We start from the raw sequence: 20,283 nt of genomic DNA, 5'->3' as shown, positions 1-20,283 counted from the left end.
AAGCACCAAAGGCCGACCCCGAGTGCACTCTCCTGCGCCAAATGGGGGAAGGTAGAGGCAGTCAGGGCACCTCGAAGAAGAGGCACTACGTCGGTGAGGGATGACGTGAGCGACAACTCTGTAGTACTCCGGTACGCGGACGGTGAATACACCTACCCGGTGGTCGAGAGCACCGTCGGCGACCAGGGCTTCGACATCTCGAAGCTGCGGGCCCAGACCGGGCTCGTCACGCTGGACAGCGGCTACGGCAACACCGCGGCCTACAAGTCCGCGATCACCTACCTCGACGGTGAGCAGGGCATCCTGCGCTACCGCGGCTACCCGATCGAGCAGCTGGCGGAGCGCTCGACCTTCATCGAGGTCGCCTACCTGCTGATCAACGGTGAGCTGCCGACCGTCGACCAGCTCGCGTCGTTCCGCAACGAGATCACCCAGCACACGCTGCTGCACGAGGACGTCAAGCGCTTCTACGACGGCTTCCCGCGCGACGCGCACCCGATGGCGATGCTGTCCTCCGTCGTCAGCGCGCTGTCCACCTTCTACCAGGACAGCCACAACCCGTTCGACGAGACGCAGCGCAACCTCTCGACGATCCGGCTGCTGGCCAAGCTCCCGACGATCGCCGCGTACGCGTACAAGAAGTCGGTCGGCCACCCGGTGGTCTACCCGCGCAACGACCTCGGCTACGTCGAGAACTTCCTGCGCATGACCTTCTCCGTGCCGGCCCAGGAGTACGACCTGGACCCGGTCGTGGTCGCCGCCCTCGACAAGCTGCTGATCCTGCACGCGGACCACGAGCAGAACTGCTCGACCTCCACCGTGCGCCTCGTCGGCTCCTCGCAGGCGAACATGTTCGCCTCGATCTCGGCCGGCATCTCCGCGCTGTGGGGCCCGCTGCACGGCGGCGCCAACCAGTCGGTGCTGGAGATGCTGGAAGGCATCAAGAACGACGGCGGCGACGTCGACGCCTTCATCCGCAAGGTGAAGAACAAGGAAGACGGCGTCCGCCTCATGGGCTTCGGACACCGCGTCTACAAGAGCTTCGACCCCCGGGCGAAGATCATCAAGGCGGCGGCGCACGACGTCCTCTCCTCGCTCGGCAAGAGCGACGAGCTGCTCGACATCGCGCTGAAGCTGGAAGAGCACGCGCTGGCCGACGAGTACTTCGTCTCGCGCAACCTCTACCCGAACGTGGACTTCTACACCGGCCTGATCTACCGGGCCATGGGCTTCCCGACCGAGATGTTCACCGTGCTCTTCGCGCTCGGCCGGCTTCCCGGCTGGATCGCCCAGTGGCACGAGATGATCAAGGAGCCGGGTTCCCGCATCGGCCGCCCGCGCCAGATCTACACCGGCGAGGTCCTGCGCGACTTCGTCCCCGTAGAGGCCCGCTGACGTACGAAAAGCGCCCCGCCGTCGATCCCCCCACGGGTCGACGGTCGGGGCGCTTTCCTTTTCCCCGGTACGGATTCCCCCCACGGGACCCGAGCCGGGGCGTCGGTGGTGCCGGGACCCGTTTCGGGTCGGGACGGCCGCTCAAGGCTTCCCGCGCACGAATCCCGGCCGGCCGATACCCCCGGACGTCCCCCAAGACGTTCCTGGCATCGCCCCATTAGACCCGCGACGACCCCGGATGGTTACGTTGCCGTCACTGTGATCTGCGTCTCCCGTGAAGGAACTGTGTGGGCCGTGGGGAGGGGGGGCCACTACCGGAAGGAACGCAGCCGCAGGCTGTTGGTCACCACGAAGACCGAGGAGAAGGCCATCGCGGCCCCCGCGATCATCGGGTTGAGCAGTCCGGCGGCCGCCAGCGGCAGGGCCGCCACGTTGTAGCCGAAGGCCCAGAACAGGTTGCCCTTGATGGTGCCCAGGGTCTTGCGGGACAGCCGGATCGCGTCCGCCGCCACCCGCAGGTCCCCCCGTACGAGGGTCAGGTCGCCGGCCTCGATCGCCGCGTCCGTGCCGGTGCCCATGGCCAGCCCCAGGTCCGCCTGGGCCAGGGCGGCCGCGTCGTTGACCCCGTCCCCGACCATGGCGACCGTACGGCCCTCGGCCTGGAGGCGGCGTACGACGTCCACCTTGTCCTGCGGGAGCACCTCGGCGATCACCTCGTCGATGCCCACCTCGCGGGCCACCGTTTCGGCGACGGCCTTGTTGTCGCCGGTCAGCAGGACCGGGGTCAGGCCCAGCGCCCGCAGCCGGGAGACCGCCTCCGCGCTGCTCTCCTTGACGGCGTCGGCCACGGTCAGGACCCCGCGCGCCGCCCCGTCCCAGGCCACCAGCACGGCGGTGCTGCCCGCCGCCTCGGCGGCCGCCTTGGCCCCGGCGAGCCCCTCCGGGAGGGTGATCGCCCAGTCGGCGAGGAGCCGCTCGCGGCCCACCAGGACCGCGTGCCCGTCGACCACGCCCTGGACGCCGAGGCCGGCGAGGTTCTCGAAGCCCTCGGGGACCGGCAGGGTGCCCGCCCGCTCGACGGCGCCGGTCGCGATGGCCCGGGCGATCGGGTGCTCGGAGGCGTGCTCCAGGGAGCCGGCGAGGCGCAGCAGTTCCTTCTCGTCCACGCCCTCGGCGGTGTGCACGCCGGCCAGGGTCATCCGGCCGGTGGTGACGGTGCCGGTCTTGTCCAGGACGACGGTGTCGACCTTGCGGGTGGACTCCAGGACCTCGGGTCCCTTGATCAGGATGCCGAGCTGTGCGCCGCGGCCGGTGCCGACCATGAGCGCGGTCGGGGTGGCCAGGCCCAGGGCGCAGGGGCAGGCGATGATCAGGACGGCCACGGCGGCGGTGAAGGCGGCGGTGGCGTCGCCGGTGATCAGGAGCCAGGTGGCCCAGGTGCCCAGCGCCAGGACGAGCACGATCGGCACGAAGATCCCGGAGATCCGGTCGGCGAGGCGCTGCACCTCGGCCTTGCCGTTCTGCGCGTCCTCGACGAGCCTGGCCATCCGGGCGAGCTGGGTGTCGGCGCCGATCCGGGTGGCCTCGACGACCAGGCGCCCGGAGGCGTTGACGGTGGCGCCGGTGACCGCGTCCCCGACGGCGACTTCCACGGGCACCGACTCGCCGGTCAGCATGGAGGCGTCCACGGCGGAGCTGCCCTCGACGACCGTGCCGTCGGTGGCGATCTTCTCGCCGGGCCGGACGACGAAGCGGTCGCCGACCGCGAGCTGCGCCACGGGGATCCGTACCTCGGTGCCGCCGCGCAGCACGGCCACGTCCTTGGCGCCGAGTTCGAGCAGTGCCTTGAGGGCCGCGCCGGCCTTCCGCTTGGAGCGGGCCTCCAGGTAGCGGCCGAGCAGGATGAAGGAGACGACCCCGGCCGCGACCTCCAGGTAGATGGCCGAGGAGCCGTCCGTACGGGAAATGGTCAGGTCGAAGCCGTGCCGCATGCCGGGCATGCCCGCGTGGCCGAAGAACAGGGCCCACAGCGACCAGGCGAAGGCGGCCAGGGTGCCGACCGAGACCAGGGTGTCCATGGTGGCGGCGCCGTGCCGGGCGTTGGTCCAGGCGGCCTTGTGGAAGGGGTAGGCACCCCAGACCACGACGGGGGCGGCGAGGGTCAGCGAGAGCCACTGCCAGTTGTCGAACTGGAGGGACGGGACCATCGCGAGCAGGACGACGGGCAGCGCGAGGGCGGCCGACACGATCAGCCGGTGGCGCAGCGCGGCGAGTTCGGGGTCGCGGGGGGCTTCGGCGCCTTCCGGTTCCGCGGTGGGCTCGGGCTGCGGCGGCGGGGGCTCCTCGGCGGTGTACCCGGTCTTCACGACGGTCGCGATCAGGTCGGCGACCTGGACGTCACCGCTGTAGGAGACCTTCGCCTTCTCGGTGGCGAAGTTCACCGTGGCCTCGACCCCGTCCATCCGGTTGAGCTTCTTCTCGATGCGGGCCGCGCAGGAGGCGCACGTCATCCCGCCGATCGAGAGTTCCACCGCCGCTATGGGCCCGTCGTGCACTGTGCTGCTCATCTTCCGGCTCCAGGGGAATGGCCGGGCCGTACGGAACCAGTATGAGCTGGCCGGTACGGCCCGGCGGGATGCTGCTGGGTGGTGCGGGGTGCCGCCGGTGCTGCCGGGTGCCGCGCGAGGTCTCAGGCCTGGCCCGCGAGCTCGTAGCCGGCCTCGTCGACGGCGGCGCGGACGTCCGCTTCGGCGAGCGGGGCGGCGGAGACCACGGTGACCTCGCCGGTCGCGGCGACGGCCTTGACCGAGCTGACGCCGGCCAGGGCGCTGAGCTCCTTGGTCACCGAGCCCTCGCAGTGCCCGCAGCTCATGCCGGTCACGCGGTAGACGGTGGTGGTCTGGGTGTCCGTCTCGGCGGTCATGTCGTTCTCCTCTTCGGGGCGTACCTGTCCGGTCGCCGGGGGCGATGGATTCCTCCACCGTCCCCCCGACACTCACAGACTATACCCCTGGGGGGTATGAAAGCGAGCTTGTGTTGCCAAAACTGGCCGGTATGTCGGAACTGTAAGTAAATAGCCGTTATGGATCACTCGGGAAGTCTCGTCCTGATCATGGCCGCCGCTGTGCTCGCGCCCCTGCTCGCGTACGGGATCTCCCGCTGGCTGGCCGTGCCGCTGGTGATCTTCGAGATCCTGCTGGGGATCCTGCTCGGCCCCGACGTCCTCGGCTGGGTGCACACCGCCGAGGTCGTCGACGTACTGAGCAACCTCGGCCTCGCGATGCTGATCTTCCTGGCCGGCTACGAGCTCGAATTCGACCGGGTCAGGGGGGACACCCTCAAGAGGTCGGTGTGGGCCTGGCTGATCGCCCTCGCGCTGGGCCTCGGCATCGGGACCCTGCTCGCCCACGGCGGCGGTTTCGAAAAGGGCGTCTACGTCGGCACCGCGCTCACCAGTACCGCGCTCGGGGCGATCCTGCCCGTGCTCAGGGACGCCGGAGACCTGGGGAGCAGGTTCGGCTCGGTGGTGATGGCGATGGGCGCGCTCGGCGAGTTCGGGCCGATCATCGCCATGGCCCTGCTGCTCAGCGGGCGGGCCCCGGGGCAGTCGGCGGCGCTGCTGGCCGCCTTCGCGGTGCTGACGGCGGTGGCGGTGCTGTGGGCGCTGCGCCCCAAGCCGCCGTGGTTCTCCAACGTCATCGCCAAGACCCTGCACAGCAGCGGGCAGTTCGCGGTGCGGCTGGTGGTCCTGCTGCTGGTGTCGATGCTGGCGCTGGCCCAGGTGCTCGGGCTGGACATCCTGCTCGGGGCCTTCGCCGCCGGGCTCATCACCCGGCTCGTGCTGCACGGGGCCGCGCCGGAGGCCAGTGAGACCGTGCTGTCGAAGGTGGAGGCCATGGGCTTCGGCTTCCTGGTGCCGCTGTTCTTCGTGGTCACCGGCGTCGAGTTCGACCTGGAGGCGCTGCTCTCGGGCGGGCGGGAGCTCCTGCTGCTGCCGCTGTTCCTGCTGCTGTTCCTGGTGGTGCGCGGGCTGCCGATCTGGCTGCTGGCCCCCAGGGACCTGGGCCGGCGGGACCGGTCCGCGCTGGTGCTGTTCGGCTCCACGGCGCTGCCGCTGGTGGTGGCGATCACCACGCTCGGGGTGGAGGACGGGAAGGTGGACCCGGGGGAGGCCGCCGCGCTCGTGGGGGCCGGAATGCTGTCGGTGCTGGTGTTCCCGCTGGTGGGACTGCGGCTGCGGGACCGCGTACGGGCCCGGGAGGGGGGCCGGATCGGCGGCGACGAGTCCTGGTGAGCGGGGCCGGGGCCGGGGGCGGGGCGCGGGCGTCGGCGGCCGGCCGGTGGCGGGTCAGCGGGGCCGGGGCGTGGTGACCATCGGCTCCAGGTAGCGCAGGAGGACGGTCTTCAGCTCCGCGACGTACGCGTCGCGTTCGGCTCCCTCGTGGGCCAGGATCAGGTCGAGGGACGCCTTGAAGATGCCCAGGATCATGTGTGAGACGTGGTCGAGCTCGGCCGGCGTGAAGTCGGTGGTGAGGGTCCGCAGGGCGCCCTGGACCTGTGCGGTCATGCTCGTGTGGAGCTCTTCGTGCTCCGTGTCCATGGCGCCGGGGATGCCGGATCCGTGCATCAGCGCCCAGAAGGCCGGGTTCTCGCAGTTGAAGGCGATCAGCGGGTCCAGGATGGCGTCCAGCGCCTCGGGCAGCGGCAGGTGCACGTTCTCCGGGAGGAAGGCCTGGCCGTGCGTCTCCCGGGCGTGCTGGAGCAGCTGGCTGCCGAGCTGGATCGCGATGGCCTCCTTGTTCGGGAAGTACTGGTAGAGCGTGCCCGGCGACACGCCGGCCTCGCGCGCGATGGCGTTCGTGCTGGCGGCGGCGTAGCCGGTGCGGCAGAACACCCCGGCGGCGGCGGCCAGGAGCTGGCTGATCCGGCGCTCGCCGCGCGCCTGGCGGCGGCGCGGGGCGGCCGCGGCGAGGTCACCGTCTTCACCGGTTGCGACGGATTTGTCCCTGGCGGTTCCCGGCATGTCCAATCCCTTGCTCCTCACGGGCGATTGACAAACGCGAGAGATCGCTCGCATTCTGGAGAAACGCGAGCGACTGCTCGTGTTTGCCAGTCTATTCGGCCTGGCAATCACGGTGAAGGGGACACCGAGCCATGACCGAAGTCAAAAAACCGCCGTCGTCCGGGGAGAGCGGCAGGTGGACGAGGTTCGTCACGGCCCGGCCGCGGCTCACGCTCCTGCTCGTCCTGGTGGTCACGGCGCTGGCCGTGTTCGCCGGCGGCGGCGTCGCCGACCGGATGGGCAGCGGCGGCTTCGAGGACCCGGGCGCCCAGTCCACGCTCGCCGCCAGGGCGCTGGAGCGGGAGTTCCCGGACTCCCAGCCCAATCTGCTGCTGCTGGTCGACGCCGCGCCGGGGGCGGCCGGGGTGGACGATCCCGCCGTCGCGGCCGAGGCGGAGCGGCTGACCGCGCAGCTCGCCGCGGAACGGGGGGTCGTCGGCGTCGGCTCGTACTGGCGCACAGGACTGCCCGCGCTGCGCTCCGAGGACGGCCGGCAGGCCCTCATCACCGCCCGGGTCCTCGGCGACGAGAAGACCGCCACCGAGGTGCTGGAGCGGATCGCCCCGCGCTACCGGGGCGAGCACGGCCCGGCGCGCGTCTCCCTCGGCGGACCCGCCGCGGTCCAGCGGGAGGTGAACAGGACCATCCAGGAGGACCTGCTCCGCGCCGAACTGATCGCCCTGCCCGTGACCCTGGTCCTGCTCGTCCTCGTCTTCGGCAGCGCCATCGCGGCCCTGCTGCCGCTGGGCGTCGGCATCGTGGCCATCGTCGGCACCAATGCGGTGCTGCGCGGCCTCACCGAGTTCACCGACGTCTCCGTGTTCGCCCAGAACCTGACCACCGCGCTCGGTCTCGGACTCGCCATCGACTACGCCCTGTTCATCGTCCGCAGGTTCCGCGAGGAGCTCGCCGCCGGGCGGGATCCGGCCGCGGCCGTGGGGGCCACCCTGCGCACCGCGGGGCGCACGGTCCTCTTCTCGGCACTGACCGTCGCGGTCGCCCTCTCGGCGATGCTCTTCTTCCCCATGTACTTCCTGCGTTCCTTCGCCTACGCAGGCGTCGCGGTCGTCCTGATCGCGGCTGCGGCCGCGCTGATCCTGCTGCCGGCGGCCCTGATACTGCTCGGCGACCGGGTCAACTCCCTGGACCTGCGGCGCATATGGCAGCGGCGGCGCCCGGCCGAGGCAGGCGGGAGCCCGGGTGAGCCCGGGCGGGGCTGGGGGCGGGCCGCCGCCCTGGTGATGCGCAGGGCCCCGCTGTTCGCCGTGGCCACCACCGCCGGGCTGCTGCTCCTCGGACTGCCCTTCCTCGGAGTGAAGTTCGGCACCGTGGACGACCGGCAGCTGCCGAAGACCGCCGAGTCGCATGTGGTCCAGCAGCAGATCCGGGACGGCTTCCCGGGCAGCCCCGACGGCGGGCTGACCGTCCTCACCGAGGGCGGGGCCACCCCGGCGGACCTGAGCGCGTACCGGGACCGGCTGGCCCGGCTCCCGGGGGTGGTCCGGGTCGACGGCCCGGTCGGCCAGGGCGGCGGGGGCGCGTACACCTACCTCTCCGTGGTCTCCGAGGGCGAGGCCGTGGGGCAGCAGGCCCAGGACCTGGTCGGCGAGGTGCGGAAGGTGGCGGCCGGCTTCCCCGCCTCCGTGACGGGCCAGGCGGCGGTGCTGGTCGACTCCCAGAAGGCCATCACCGACGAACTGCCCACCGCACTGGCCCTGGTGGTGCTGGCCACCCTGCTGCTGGTCTTCCTGCTCACCGGAAGCCTGCTGATACCGCTCCAAGCGGTACTGCTCAATGCCCTCAGCCTGACCGCGATGTTCGGAGCGGTGGTGTGGGTCTTCCAGGAGGGCCACCTCTCCGGACTGCTGTCCTTCACCTCCACCGGGGACATCGAGACCTCGCTGCCGGTCCTGATGTTCTGCATCGCCTTCGGACTGTCCATGGACTACGGGGTGTTCCTCATATCCCGGATCAAGGAGGAGTACGACCGGACCGGCGACCACGAGGGGGCCGTGCGCACCGGCCTGGCCCGCACCGGCGGGCTGATCACCGCAGCGGCCCTGATCCTGGCGGTGGTGATGGTGGCCATCGGCACCTCGCGGGTGACCAACACCAAGATGCTGGGCCTGGGGATCGCGCTGGCGGTGCTGATGGACGCCATGGTCGTGCGCAGCCTCCTGGTCCCGGCGGTCATGAAGCTGACCGGGAAGGCCACCTGGTGGGCCCCGGGCCCGCTGCGGAGGCTGCACGACAGGTTCGGACTGAGCGAAGGGGAGGCTGCCGAGGCCGTGCAGCCGCAGGCCCGGCCGGAAGAGGAGAAGGTGCCCGTCGGGACGGCCTGATCCCGGGTAGGCCCGGAGGCCGCGTACGGGTCAGTCCCCGCCGCGGCCCCGGTTGCCGGGGCGCCGGGCCACCCAGGCGCGGACGGTGTCGGCGTACCAGTACGGCTTGCCGCCCTCCACGTGGTCGGGCGGCGGGAGGAGGCCGTGCTTGCGGTAGGAGCGCACCGTGTCCGGCTGGACCCGGATGTGGGCGGCGATCTCCTTGTACGACCACAGCTGTCGGTCGCTCATATGGATTCCTCCGTGGATTCCCCCACCCTTAGGTGGGGAGGAAACGGACTCCTGCGGCGCAGGGCAACGGGCTCGGATTCGCCCTTTGGATGGATCGCAATGCTCTGGCCCGCAGGTTTGATGCTCACCAGTTACATTGCTGGTTTGTGAGCGTGACCGGGATCTATGTGAAGCGGGCGTTCAAATACCGCTGGTATCCGACTGATGCGCAGGCAGCCGAGCTGTCGCGCACGTTCGGGTGCGTGCGGAAGGTCCACAACCTGGCGCTTGCGGCCCGTACCGAGGCGTGGACCCGGAAGGAGCGGGTCAACTACAACGCCACTTCGGCAATGCTGACGGTGTGGAAGAAGACCGAGGAGCTTCGGAAAGCGGGCGAAGTGCCCGCGTTTCAAGTCGAGGAAGAAGTCGCGTAAGTCCGCCGAGTACACCACCTCCGGGTTCCGGTTCCGGGACGGGAAGCTCACACTGGCGAAGATGTCCGAGCCGTTGGAAATCGTGTGGTCGAGGCCCCTGCCTGAGGGTGCGCGGCCGTCCACGGTGACCGTGTCCCAGGACAGTGCGGGCCGGTGGTTCGTCTCCCTGCTGTGCGAGGACCCGGCCGTAAAGCCCCTCCCCGTCATAGACACGGCAATCGGGATCGACGCCGGCCTGGACCACCTGCACAAGCTGACGACTCGACTCGTGCGTGAAAACCAAACGCTCGTGATCGAGGACCTGACCGTGCGTAACATGGTCAAAAACCACACCCTGGCCCGGGGCATCTCGGACGCCGGGTGGCGCGACATGCGCACCATGCTGGAGTACAAGTGTGCTGGTTCCCTTCCTCCAAGCTGTGTTCCAACTGCGGCACGACCCACGACCGGGACGTGAACGCGGCACGCAACCTGAAGGCCGCCGGGCTGGCGGTGACAGTCTGTGGAGCCGGTGTAAGACCTCAACGGAGAACTCCGGGCAGGCGGTCGGCGACGAAGCAGAAACCCTCGCGGCGCGAGTCGTGAGAATCGCCCTTCTTCAGGAGGGGGAGAAGCCAAGCCAGACACCTCCTTGTCCACACCGCGGGGCCGGCCGGGAGGCCGTCGGGGGAGCCGGCGCGTGGACACTGACGATCACTCGTGTTGTGCCCGGGGAACGACGCGAGGTGAGGCCAGGAGAGGGGCTGTGGAACGCCTGTGACGGAAGACCCGCGTAATGCGGATATGCGTGACACGCAGGGGACCCCTGTGACAGATACGGCACAGGGGTGCGCAAGGGGCTCAGCGGTGCAGAGGGCTCAGCGGTACAGGGGCGGCCGTTCCGCCAGCTCCACCGGGGTCCGTACGCCGGTTCGGGCAGCCGCGAGACCCGCCTGCGAGACCGCCGCCGCCGCGTACCCGTCCCAGGCGTCGGGACCCGCGATCCGGCCGCGCGCGGCCGCGGCCACCCAGCGGCGCAGCTGGCGGTCGTAGGCGTCGGCGAAGCGCACCGTGAAGTCCTGGTCGATCTCCCCGCCCCAGCGGCCCGCCGACTGCACCACCATCGCGTGGCCGTCCCCGATCCGGGCGCTGCCCGACTCGCCCACCGCCTCGCACTGCACCTGGTAGCCGAAACCGCAGTTCACGAAGATCTCCACGTCGACCACGGCCCCGCCGGAGGTCTCCAGCAGCACCAGCCGGGGATCGCGCAGCCCCTCCGGGGCGGCCGCCGTCGGCCTCGGGGAGAGCACGGTGACGGCCGTGACCTCCTGCCCCAGCAGCCAGCGGGCCGCGTCCACCTCGTGCACCACGGAGTCGCTGATCAGCATGTCGCTGGTGAAGAAGGACGGCGAGGCGGCGTTGCGGTGCCGGCAGTGCAGGAACAGCGGCCGCCCGATCCCGCCCGCGTCCAGCAGCTCCTTCAGCCGCTCGTACTCGGCGTCGAACCGCCGCATGAAACCCACCTGCACCAGCCGCCGCCCCAGCCGCTGCTCGGCCTCCATCACGCGCAGCGCGCCCGCCGGGTCCGGGGTCAGCGGCTTCTCGCACAGCACCGGCAGCTCCCGCTCCAGGGCGTGCAGGATCGCTTCCTCGTGGGCGGGTCCGGGGGAGGCGATCAACACGGCCTGGACCCCGGGCGCTGCTATGGCGGCCGCCGGGTCGGTGTGCGCGCTCGCCCCGTCCAGGGCGCCCGCGACCTCCTTGACCCGGTCCCCGTCCGGATCTGCCACGGCCACCACCCGGGCCCCGCCCACGGTCCGCCCGATCCGGCGGACGTGGTCGGCGCCCATCCTGCCCGTACCGATGACGGCGATGCCGAGCGTGCTCATGTTTCTCTCCTCCGAAGGGTCAGCGGGCGCCACAGGAGCGAAGGTAGTCGCGGGTACGGCGGGCGATGGGCAGCGGCCGGTCGGGCTGGCAGGGGTACATGTCCTGCTCGACGATGGCGAACAGGTCCACGCCGAGCCGCTGGGCGGCGGCGAGGACCGGTTCCAGCGCGGGCACCCCCGAGGGCGGTTCGCACATCACCCCGCGGCCCACGGCGGGCCCGAACGGCAGCTCCTCGGCCACGACTTCGGCGAGGATCCGCGGGTCCACCTGCTTGAGGTGGAGGTAGCCGATCCGCTCCGCGAAGGTCTCGATCGCCTGGACGCTGTCGCCGCCGCAGTACGCGTAGTGCCCGGTGTCCAGGCAGAGCGAGACGAGGTCCGGGTCGGTGGCGTCCAGGAAGCGGGCCACGCTCGAAGGGGTGTCGATGTGGGTGTCCGCGTGCGGATGGACGACGATCCGCAGCCCGTACCGCTCCCGGACCTCCCGGCCCAGGCGCTCGGTCTGGGAGGCCAGTTCGCGCCATTGGTCCGGGGTCAGGGTGCGGTCCTCCAACACCTCGCCGGTCTTGTCGTCCCGCCAGAAGGAAGGGATGACCACGAGGTGCGCCGCGCCCATCGCCTGCGTGAGCGCCGCGATCCGCGACACGTGCGCCCAGGTGTCCTCCCACACGGCGGGCCCGTGATGGAGTCCGGTGAAGACGGTGCCGGCCGAGACCCGCAGCCCGCGCTTGGCGGTCTCCTCGGCGAGGCGGGCGGGATCGGTGGGCAGATAGCCGTACGGGCCGAGCTCGATCCACTCGTAGCCGGCGTCCGCGACCTCGTCGAGGAAGCGCTCCCAGGGGGTCTGTACGGGGTCGTCGGGAAACCAGACACCCCAGGAGTCCGGAGCCGAACCGACACGGATACGGGTCAACGCGGGCGGGGAGGACGTCATAGCTGCCACCTTGGGTGGAGGACGAGTGAGAGGGCTGACAGTGACCGGGACCGGGGATCCGATGGAGTTCGACCTGATCACGATGGGGCGGATCGGGGTGGATCTCTACCCGTTGACGACCGGCGTATCACTGGCCGAGGCGGAGACCTTCGGCAAGTTCCTGGGCGGCTCCCCGGCCAACGTCGCCGTCGCGGCGGCCCGGCTGGGGCGGCGCACGGCGGTGATCAGCCGCACCGGAGCCGACCCCTTCGGCGGGTATCTGCGGGCGGAGCTGCGGGGGTTCGGGGTGGACGACCGGTGGGTGGGGGAGGTCGCCGGGCTCCCCACGCCGATCACCTTCTGCGAGATCTACCCGCCGGATTCCTTTCCGCTCTACTTCTACCGGCAGCCGAAGGCCCCCGACCTGGAGATCGGGGCGGAGGAGGTGGACCTGGCGGCGGTACGGGCCGCACGGGTGTTCTGGATGACGGGGACGGGGCTGAGCGAGGAGCCCTCACGGGCGGCGACGCTGGCGGCGCTGGCCGCGCGCGGCCGGGTGGGGACCACGGTGTTCGACCTGGACTGGCGGCCGACGCTGTGGCGGGAGAAACCGGGACCGTACTACGAACGGGCCCTCTCCGGGGCGACGGTGGCCGTAGGGAACCTGGAGGAGTGCGAGATCGCCACCGGGCGGTCGGAGCCGTGGGAGGCGGCGCGGGCGCTGATCGCCTCCGGCGTGGAGCTGGCGGTGGTCAAGCGGGGGCCGGAGGGCGTGCTGGCGGTCCACCGCGACGGGACGGTGGCGGAGGTGCCGCCGGTGCCGGTGGAGGTGGTGAACGGGCTGGGCGCGGGGGACGCGTTCGGGGGCGCGCTGGTCCACGGGCTGCTGGCGGGGTGGCCGCTGGCGGAGGTACTGCGGTACGCGAACGCGGCCGGGGCCATTGTCGCTTCGCGGCTGGCGTGTTCGAGCGCGATGCCGTTCGCGTACGAGGTGGAGGGGGTGCTGGGGCGTGCCGGTGGTGTCTGAGTGGGGGATGGAATGGACGCGGCTGCGGGTGCTGGCGCTGGAGCCGGGGGAGGTGTACCGGTTCGAGGCGGGGGAGTGCGAGTGGATCGTGCTGCCGTTGTCGGGTGGGTGCGAGGTCCGCTGCGCGGAGCCGTCCCCTACTCGCCCTTCCCCCGTTCCCCGGGGCTCCGCCCCGGACCCCGCGCCTCAAACGCCGGCGGGGCTCAAGGATCGGGGCTCCGCCCCGGACCCCGCGCCTCAAACGCCGGCGGGGCTGGATGTTCCGCCGGCGGGACCGGATTCCGCCGCGCCGTGGCCGAAATCAGCCTCGCCGGCGTTTGAGGCGCGGGGGTCTGGGGGCGGAGCCCACAGTTTCGGGAAGGGGCGGGGTGGGGGAAGCCCCGCAGGGCCCGAAACCCCACCGGTCACGTTCCAACTGCACGGGCGGTCAGGGGTGTTCGCGGGGACGACCGACTTCGCCTACCTGCCAAGGGACGCGCACGCGGAGATCGAGTCGGCCGCCGGCGGGCGGTTCGCGCTCGCCGGGGCGCGGTGCGGGACGCGGCTGCCCGCGCGGTACGGGCCCGCAGGCGGCGTGCCCGTCGAGCTGCGCGGCGCCGGCGCGTGCTCGCGGCAGGTCAACAACTTCGGCGCGGCCCACGTGTTCCCCGCGGACCGGCTCATCGCCGTCGAGGTGCTCACCCCCGGGGGGAACTGGTCCTCGTACCCGCCCCACAAGCACGACACGCGCACCCCCGGCGAGGAGTCCCGCCTGGAGGAGATCTACTACTTCGAGATCGCCCCGCACGGGGACACCCCCGGGGTCGGCTACCAGCGCGTCACGCCGTCTCCCGCGGGGAAGACCGACATCCTGGCGGAGGTCAGGAGCGGGGACGCCGTGCTGATTCCCGACGGCTGGCACGGGCCGTCCATCGCCGCGCCGGGCCACGACATGTACTACCTGAACGTGATGGCCGGGCCCCCGGGCGAGCCGCGGGAGTGGCTGATCAGGGACCACCCCGAGCACGCCTGGATCCGCGGCAGCTGGGACGGGCAGGAGATCGACCCCCGGCTGCCGTTCCCCGGAGCAGAGGAGGCGGAGCGATGAGGCTGACCGTGGCGCAGGCGCTCGTACGGTTCCTGAGCGTGCAGTACGCCGAGCGCGACGGGCGCCGGCACCGGCTGGTCGCCGCCACCTGGGGGATCTTCGGGCACGGGAACGTCGCGGGGATCGGGCAGGCGCTGCTGGAGGCGGGGCCGGACGCCATGCCCTTCTTCCAGGGGCGCAACGAGCAGGCCATGGTGCACGCCGCCGTCGGGTACGCGCGGCAGAGCGGGCGGCTGTCCGCCCATGCCGTGACCACCTCGATCGGGCCCGGCGCCACGAACCTGGTGACCGGGGCGGCCGGCGCGACCATCAACCGGATTCCGGTGCTCCTGCTGCCGGGGGACACCTTCGCGACCCGGCCCGCCGATCCCGTGCTGCAGCAGTTGGAGGTCCAGGAGGCGGGGGACGTGTCCGTCAACGACACCCTGCGGCCGGTCTCCCGCTACTTCGACCGGATCACCCGCCCCGAGGCGCTGGTCCCGGCCGCCCTGCAGGCCATGCGGGTGCTCACCGACCCCGTCCGGACCGGCGCCGTCACCCTCGCGCTGCCGCAGGACGTGCAGGCCGAGGCGTACGACTGGCCCGAGGAGTTCTTCGCCGAGCGGGTGTGGGGCGTACGCCGTCCCCGGCCCGACCGTGCCGAGCTCGCCGCCGCCGCAGCCGCCGTACGGGGCTCCGCGCGGCCCCTGATCGTTGCGGGCGGCGGGATCCGGCACAGCGGGGCGGGGGCCGCGCTGGCGGAGTTCGCCGAGGCCACCGGGATCCCGGTGGCCACGACGCAGGCGGGCAAGGGCGTGCTCCCGTACGACCACCCGGCCGAGGTCGGCGGGATCGGGCACACGGGCACGGCCACCGCCAACGGGCTCGCCCGGGAGGCCGACCTGGTGATCGCCGCCGGGACCCGGCTGACGGACTTCACCACCGCCTCCGCGACCCTCTTCCAGAACCCGGCCGTCCGGTTCCTCGGCCTCAACCTCGACCCGTACGACGCCCACAAGCTCGCCGCCCTCCCGCTGGTCGCCGACGCCCGCGAGGGGCTCGGGGAACTGGGCGGGGCGGTCGCCGGGTACCGGGTGGATCCCGCGTACGCGGCCTCGTACGCGGAGGGGAAGCGGGACTGGGAGCGGCGGGTCGATGCCGCCTGGAGCGCAGGTGAGGGGGACGAGGAGCTGCCGCCGACGCAGGCGCAGGTGCTCGGGCTGCTCGACGGGCTCGTCGATGCCAGTGACGTGCTCGTCAATGCTGCCGGCTCGCTCCCCGGGGACCTGCACAAGCTGTGGCGGGCCCGGTCCGTCGACCAGTACCACCTGGAGTACGGGTACTCCTGCATGGGCTACGAGATCCCGGCCGCGATCGGGGTGGCCCTGGCCGCGCCCGGCCGCCCGGTGTGGGCGCTGGTCGGCGACGGCACGTACCTGATGAACCCGACCGAGATCGTCACGGCCGTGCAGGAGCGGATTCCGATCAAGGTGGTCGTCCTCGACAACCACGGGTACGCGTCGATCGGCGGGCTGTCGGGGGCCGTGGGCGGCGAGGGGTTCGCCACCGGGTACCGCTTCCGGGCGCCCGACGGCTCGTACACCGGCGACCCCCTTCCGGTGGACCTCGCGGCGAACGCGGGCTCCCTCGGGATGGCCGTGATACGCGCCCGTACCGTGCGTGACCTGCGGGAAGCACTGGCCCAGGCACGCTCGGCAACATGTCCCACATGTGTCTACGTACAGACCCGAACGCCCGACACTGTGTCGGGCCCGCCCCCCGCACAGGCGTGGTGGGATGTTCCTGTGGCCGAGACCGCGAACCGCACAGCGGCGGCCCAGGCCCGTGAAGAGTACGACCGGCAAGCCGCGCAGCGACGTCGCCATCTGTGAAGGAGCAAGGCAATGAAGACCGTCAACCACTGGATCGGTGGCAAGACCGTCGAGGGCGCGTCGGGCAACTACGGCCCGGTCACCGACCCGGCCACCGGCGAGGTCACCACGCAGGTCGCGCTCGCCTCGGCCGAAGAGGTCGACGCGGCGGTGAAGGTCGCCAAGGAGGCGTTCCTGAGCTGGGGGCAGTCCTCGCTGGCCGCCCGCACCAAGGTGCTCTTCGCCTACCGCGCCCTGCTGGACGCCAACCGCGACGCGATCGCCGAGCTGATCGTCGCCGAGCACGGCAAGGTGCACTCGGACGCGCTGGGCGAGGTCGCCCGCGGTCTGGAGATCGTCGAGCTGGCCTGCGGGATCACCACGCAGCTCAAGGGCGAGCTGTCGACGTCCGTGTCCAACCGGGTGGACGTCTCCGCGATCCGCCAGCCGCTGGGCGTCGTCGCGGGCATCACCCCGTTCAACTTCCCGGCGATGGTCCCGATGTGGATGTTCCCGCTGGCCGTGGCCTGCGGAAACACCTTCATCCTCAAGCCGAGCGAGAAGGACCCGTCGGCCGCCAACAAGCTGGCCGAGCTGGCGACGGAGGCCGGGCTGCCGGCCGGCGTGCTGAACGTCGTCCACGGTGACAAGGTCGCCGTCGACGCGCTGCTCGCGCACCCCGGCATCGCGGCCGTCTCCTTCGTGGGCTCGACCCCGATCGCCCGCCACATCCACACCACCGCCTCCGCCAACGGCAAGCGCGTCCAGGCGCTGGGCGGCGCCAAGAACCACATGCTGGTGCTGCCGGACGCCGACCTGGACGCGGCCGCCGACGCGGCGGTCTCCGCGGCCTACGGCTCGGCCGGTGAGCGCTGCATGGCGATCTCCGCCGTCGTGGCCGTCGGCTCCATCGCCGACGAGCTTGTCGAGAAGATCCGCGAGCGCGCCGAGAAGATCAAGATCGGTCCCGGCAACGACCCGACCTCGGAGATGGGCCCGCTGATCACGGCCGCCCACCGCGACAAGGTCGCCTCGTACGTGAAGGGCGCGGCCGCCCAGGGCGCCGACGTGGTCCTGGACGGCACCGGCTACACGGTGGAGGGCAACGAGAACGGCCACTGGATCGGCCTCTCGCTGCTCGACAACGTCAAGACCGACTCCGACGCCTACCGCGACGAGATCTTCGGCCCGGTGCTGTGCGTGCTGCGCACGGAGACCTACGAGGAGGGCGTGGCCCTCATCAACGCCTCGCCGTTCGGCAACGGCACCGCGATCTTCACCCGCGACGGCGGCGCCGCCCGCCGCTTCCAGCTGGAGATCGAGGCGGGCATGGTCGGCGTCAACGTGCCGATCCCGGTGCCGGTGGGCTACCACTCCTTCGGCGGCTGGAAGGACTCCCTCTTCGGCGACCACCACATCTACGGCAACGACGGCATCCACTTCTACACCCGCGGCAAGGTCGTCACGACCCGCTGGCCGGACCCGGCCGACGCCCCGGCCGGCGTGGACCTGGGCTTCCCCCGCAACCACTGACCGACCGGCCCCCCGGGCCCCGTAGGACCGCTCGCCCCCCGCAACCCTCACCGCGGGGGGCGAGTCCGTTTCCTTCCCTTCAGAGGAGCGACCAGACGTCCTGCGCGGCCGTCGTGCTCCACACCGCGTCGCCGTGCCCGTAGCCGGGGACGACCGTGAACGACACCCGGTCGTTGCCCGCGGCGCGGATCAGCTCCGCGCCGCGCGGGTGGTCGCCGCGGCCCAGCGCGGTGTTGACCCAGACCACCTCGGCGCGGATGCGGTCCCAGCCGATCCGGTACGTGGCCTCGTCGCCCGCCCAGACCGCGGCGAGGTCCCGCATCAGCGCGGTCGGCAGCAGTCCGCTGCCGAGGGCGGAGGTCGCCGCGTGCCAGGTGGCCAGGGGGGTGTGCGTCAGCGTGAACCGGTCCTCGGCCGGGGTGGCGCCGAAGGCGTAGCTGCCGGCGCTGTGGCCCTGCCGGTAGATCCAGTTGGCCGCGCCGGGGAGGAGGGCGGTGTGGATCAGCGCGAAGTGGGCGAGGCCCGCGTGAGTGAAGCGGAGCGAGGGGTGCGGCGGCCAGGGGGCCGGGGAGGCGCCCGCCGGGTCCGTCACCGCGCGGGCTACGAGGCCCGCGAGCCCCGGATCGACCGCGTACGTGCCCTGCGCGAGCTGGGCGGCGTACGCGTCCCGGGTCGCGGCCGCCCGCACCGCGAGCTCGCCCGTGTAGGGCCCGGTGGTGTCCAGGACGACCACCCGGCGCAGCCGCGGCGAGTCGTCGTGCGAGGCCGCGTCCAGCGCGAGGGCGGCCCCGGCGGAGTGGCCGACGTACTGGTACGGCAGGCGCAGTACGGAGTCCAGCGCGCCCACCACTCGGGCCAGGTCCCGGCGGTGCGCCGCGAGCCCCCACTCGGCGGTGATGTCCCCGGGTGCGGCGGCGTCCTCGCGGGGGGTGACGCCGACGACGAGCAGGCCCTGGCGGCGCAGCTCGTGGGCGAGGCCCGGGTCCCCGGGGCCGCCGGGGGTGAAGAAGTCCGCCGCGAAGTTCAGGCCACCGCCGGGCAGGAGGTACGCGATCCCGTGCGGGGGCCGGGCCGTGTCGGCGAGCACGTCCACCGTGACGGGGGCCGGGCCGCCGTCGTCCAGCGGGAGGGTGAGGCGTATCCAGCCGTCGCCGGGCAGGTAGGCGGCGGTGCCGGTGCCCAGTGCCCGCTCGATGCGGCTCAGCAGCCCGGTGCCCTTGGCGGCGGTGGCGGGACCCGCAGCGCCGAGGGTCAGGGCCGCGGCGCCGGCCAGCCCGCCGGCGAGGACGGCCCGCCGGCCGGGGCCGGGGCGGGTGTCGCTGTGGTCTTGGTCCATCGGTCGTGCCTCCCCCTGGTCGGTGATGGCCGGATACCGTCACCTGGGGACACCCTTGCCGGTCAATGCGCCTGAGCCAAGTCCCGTTCGGATTCCGGCTGTTCCGTGTCGGCCTGCCGGCGGCGGCGCCGCAGGACCAGGACGGCCGTCAGGGCGCCGATGAGCACCAGGAACAGCCCCAGGGCGGGCCACGGGACGGCGATGAAGTCCGTCTCGGACTCGGAGAGCAGATCGGGGTGGGCCGCCGCGCCGGCGGTGATCTTCACGGTGACCCAGTCCGACTGGGGGGCGTCGGGCCACGGTTCGGTCAGCTCGATCCGCTGGCCGGGAAGCAGCGCCAGCTTCAGCTCCCGGGCCGGCCGGTCCAGCACCTCGCGCCCGAACAGGCCCTCGGCGGAGACCGTCACCTTGGGGTCGACGACCACGTTGCCCCGGTTGACCAGCGTGTAGGTGATGGTGGCGCGGGCGTCCTTGACCCAGGGCAGCAGCGGCGCCGACCGGTCGACCTTCACGTCCTCCACGCTCAGTCCGGGCGTCAGCGGCCCCGGCACCCGGAAGTACAGCCGGGTGCCCACCGAACGCTTCACCCCGACCTGGACCTTGCCCTCCTGCTGGATGCCCTCCACGGCGGTGTTGAGGGCGACGATCCCGCCGACGTGGTCGCCGGGCGTCGCGTCCGCCGGGATCTTCACGGTGAACGGGATGTCCTTGCGGCCCTTGGCGGGCACGGTGACGGTGGACGCGGTCTCGGGCGGCAGGGCGATCCACGTGCCGATGTCCTTGGGCTTCGTCTCCACGGGCAGCAGCGCGAAGGCGCCGCCCGAGGGGGTGTTCACGGCATCGGTCGCGAAGACCTGGAACGTCAGCTCCTTGTCGGAGGAGTTCAGGATCGTGACGCTGTCGCCGATGGAGGTCCCGGCCGGGCCCTGGTGGAAGAAGTAGGCGCGGTCGGTCATCGCCGCACCGGGCGCGGGCGTGGGGAAGACCCCCCAGGTGCCGTTGTCCGCCGCGGTCGCGGCGGTGGCGGGGAGCAGGCCCACCCCCAGCAGCAGGCCGACGAGCAGACCGTAGAGGGAGGTGCGGGTGCGCATGGGAGGTTCTCCAGTCGGCGCGGAGACGGGGAAGGGGTGGCTTTCGGGGTTGCGAAGCTGAGAACTTAAGCGCCAGTAAACGGCGGTGGTAACTATAACCATCCTAAGGTAGCGAAATTCCTTGTCGGGTAAGTT

15 protein-coding genes and 1 pseudogene are annotated in these 20,283 nt (G+C 71.9%); 8 read left to right on the top strand and 8 right to left on the bottom strand.

What is annotated here, in order from left to right; all coding sequences use genetic code 11:
• Positions 1-105 precede the first annotated feature (105 nt).
• Positions 106-1,395 (top strand): citrate synthase, encoded by a 1,290-nt coding sequence (locus AB0O21_RS15875; RefSeq protein ID WP_360902915.1) that lies wholly within the window; start codon positions 106-108, stop codon positions 1,393-1,395.
• Between the two features lie 311 nt (positions 1,396-1,706).
• On the opposite strand, the gene AB0O21_RS15870 is transcribed toward AB0O21_RS15875, so the two are convergent.
• Positions 1,707-3,962, bottom strand: coding sequence for a heavy metal translocating P-type ATPase (locus AB0O21_RS15870; protein WP_365171396.1), 2,256 nt, complete (start codon positions 3,960-3,962; stop codon positions 1,707-1,709).
• Positions 3,963-4,084: 122 nt separating this feature from the next.
• Entirely contained in the window at positions 4,085-4,318 is a 234-nt protein-coding gene (locus tag AB0O21_RS15865; RefSeq protein ID WP_365171394.1) for a cation transporter, read from the bottom strand.
• Positions 4,319-4,477: 159 nt separating this feature from the next.
• On the opposite strand from AB0O21_RS15865, the gene AB0O21_RS15860 reads away from it, so the two are divergent.
• A complete protein-coding gene (locus AB0O21_RS15860; protein ID WP_365171392.1) occupies positions 4,478-5,689 on the top strand; it encodes a cation:proton antiporter in 1,212 nt (403 codons plus the stop codon).
• A gap of 54 nt (positions 5,690-5,743) precedes the next feature.
• On the opposite strand, the gene AB0O21_RS15855 is transcribed toward AB0O21_RS15860, so the two are convergent.
• Positions 5,744-6,418 (bottom strand): TetR/AcrR family transcriptional regulator, encoded by a 675-nt coding sequence (locus tag AB0O21_RS15855; RefSeq protein ID WP_365171390.1) that lies wholly within the window; start codon positions 6,416-6,418, stop codon positions 5,744-5,746.
• 131 nt (positions 6,419-6,549) lie between these two features.
• On the opposite strand from AB0O21_RS15855, the gene AB0O21_RS15850 reads away from it, so the two are divergent.
• On the top strand, positions 6,550-8,799 hold the full coding sequence (locus AB0O21_RS15850) for an MMPL family transporter (protein ID WP_365171388.1): 2,250 nt from the start codon (positions 6,550-6,552) through the stop codon (positions 8,797-8,799).
• A 30-nt stretch (positions 8,800-8,829) separates the two neighbouring features.
• Here AB0O21_RS15850 and AB0O21_RS15845 read toward each other — a convergent pair whose 3' ends face one another.
• Positions 8,830-9,030, bottom strand: coding sequence for a MerR family transcriptional regulator (locus tag AB0O21_RS15845; RefSeq protein ID WP_365171386.1), 201 nt, complete (start codon positions 9,028-9,030; stop codon positions 8,830-8,832).
• 152 nt (positions 9,031-9,182) lie between these two features.
• On the opposite strand from AB0O21_RS15845, the pseudogene AB0O21_RS15840 reads away from it, so the two are divergent.
• Positions 9,183-10,028, top strand: a pseudogene (locus tag AB0O21_RS15840) (helix-turn-helix domain-containing protein).
• Between the two features lie 272 nt (positions 10,029-10,300).
• Here AB0O21_RS15840 and AB0O21_RS15835 read toward each other — a convergent pair.
• On the bottom strand, positions 10,301-11,311 hold the full coding sequence (locus AB0O21_RS15835; RefSeq protein ID WP_365171384.1) for a Gfo/Idh/MocA family oxidoreductase: 1,011 nt from the start codon (positions 11,309-11,311) through the stop codon (positions 10,301-10,303).
• Between the two features lie 19 nt (positions 11,312-11,330).
• Positions 11,331-12,245, bottom strand: coding sequence for a sugar phosphate isomerase/epimerase (locus tag AB0O21_RS15830; protein WP_365171382.1), 915 nt, complete (start codon positions 12,243-12,245; stop codon positions 11,331-11,333).
• A 61-nt stretch (positions 12,246-12,306) separates the two neighbouring features.
• On the opposite strand from AB0O21_RS15830, the gene iolC reads away from it, so the two are divergent.
• From iolC to AB0O21_RS15810, 4 genes are all read left to right on the top strand, one after another.
• Positions 12,307-13,251, top strand: coding sequence for a 5-dehydro-2-deoxygluconokinase (iolC, locus tag AB0O21_RS15825; RefSeq protein ID WP_365171683.1), 945 nt, complete (start codon positions 12,307-12,309; stop codon positions 13,249-13,251).
• A 253-nt stretch (positions 13,252-13,504) separates the two neighbouring features.
• Complete coding sequence (gene iolB, locus AB0O21_RS15820) at positions 13,505-14,338, top strand: 5-deoxy-glucuronate isomerase (protein ID WP_365171681.1); 834 nt, start codon at positions 13,505-13,507, stop codon at positions 14,336-14,338.
• Positions 14,335-16,209 (top strand): 3D-(3,5/4)-trihydroxycyclohexane-1,2-dione acylhydrolase (decyclizing), encoded by a 1,875-nt coding sequence (gene iolD / locus AB0O21_RS15815; RefSeq protein ID WP_365171380.1) that lies wholly within the window; start codon positions 14,335-14,337, stop codon positions 16,207-16,209. The genes iolB and iolD overlap by 4 nt, the downstream gene beginning before the upstream one ends.
• A 12-nt stretch (positions 16,210-16,221) precedes the next feature.
• Positions 16,222-17,721, top strand: a complete 1,500-nt coding sequence (locus AB0O21_RS15810) for a CoA-acylating methylmalonate-semialdehyde dehydrogenase (protein WP_365171378.1) — start codon at positions 16,222-16,224, stop codon at positions 17,719-17,721.
• A 79-nt stretch (positions 17,722-17,800) separates the two neighbouring features.
• On the opposite strand, the gene AB0O21_RS15805 is transcribed toward AB0O21_RS15810, so the two are convergent.
• Positions 17,801-19,057, bottom strand: a complete 1,257-nt coding sequence (locus AB0O21_RS15805) for a hypothetical protein (protein WP_365171376.1) — start codon at positions 19,055-19,057, stop codon at positions 17,801-17,803.
• A 62-nt stretch (positions 19,058-19,119) separates the two neighbouring features.
• Positions 19,120-20,148 (bottom strand): DUF916 domain-containing protein, encoded by a 1,029-nt coding sequence (locus AB0O21_RS15800; RefSeq protein ID WP_365171374.1) that lies wholly within the window; start codon positions 20,146-20,148, stop codon positions 19,120-19,122.
• Between the last annotated feature and the right edge of the window lie 135 nt (positions 20,149-20,283).

This window comes from Streptomyces sp. NPDC091371 (genome assembly GCF_040684275.1).
Lineage (GTDB): Bacteria > Actinomycetota > Actinomycetes > Streptomycetales > Streptomycetaceae > Streptomyces.
The sequence above is the reverse complement of the archived record's forward strand: the minus strand, read 5'-3'. Positions and strand labels throughout refer to the sequence as shown.

Coding starts and splice junctions, on each gene's coding strand:
- iolD (WP_365171380.1), top strand. CDS start 14,335: ATGAGGCTGACCGTGGCGCAGGCGCTCGTACGGTTCCTGAGCGTGCAG.
- AB0O21_RS15810 (WP_365171378.1), top strand. CDS start 16,222: ATGAAGACCGTCAACCACTGGATCGGTGGCAAGACCGTCGAGGGCGCG.
- AB0O21_RS15805 (WP_365171376.1), bottom strand. CDS start 19,057: ATGGACCAAGACCACAGCGACACCCGCCCCGGCCCCGGCCGGCGGGCC.
- AB0O21_RS15850 (WP_365171388.1), top strand. CDS start 6,550: ATGACCGAAGTCAAAAAACCGCCGTCGTCCGGGGAGAGCGGCAGGTGG.
- AB0O21_RS15845 (WP_365171386.1), bottom strand. CDS start 9,030: ATGAGCGACCGACAGCTGTGGTCGTACAAGGAGATCGCCGCCCACATC.
- AB0O21_RS15870 (WP_365171396.1), bottom strand. CDS start 3,962: ATGAGCAGCACAGTGCACGACGGGCCCATAGCGGCGGTGGAACTCTCG.
- AB0O21_RS15860 (WP_365171392.1), top strand. CDS start 4,478: ATGGATCACTCGGGAAGTCTCGTCCTGATCATGGCCGCCGCTGTGCTC.
- AB0O21_RS15855 (WP_365171390.1), bottom strand. CDS start 6,418: ATGCCGGGAACCGCCAGGGACAAATCCGTCGCAACCGGTGAAGACGGT.
- iolC (WP_365171683.1), top strand. CDS start 12,307: ATGGAGTTCGACCTGATCACGATGGGGCGGATCGGGGTGGATCTCTAC.
- AB0O21_RS15865 (WP_365171394.1), bottom strand. CDS start 4,318: ATGACCGCCGAGACGGACACCCAGACCACCACCGTCTACCGCGTGACC.
- AB0O21_RS15830 (WP_365171382.1), bottom strand. CDS start 12,245: ATGACGTCCTCCCCGCCCGCGTTGACCCGTATCCGTGTCGGTTCGGCT.
- AB0O21_RS15800 (WP_365171374.1), bottom strand. CDS start 20,148: ATGCGCACCCGCACCTCCCTCTACGGTCTGCTCGTCGGCCTGCTGCTG.
- AB0O21_RS15835 (WP_365171384.1), bottom strand. CDS start 11,311: ATGAGCACGCTCGGCATCGCCGTCATCGGTACGGGCAGGATGGGCGCC.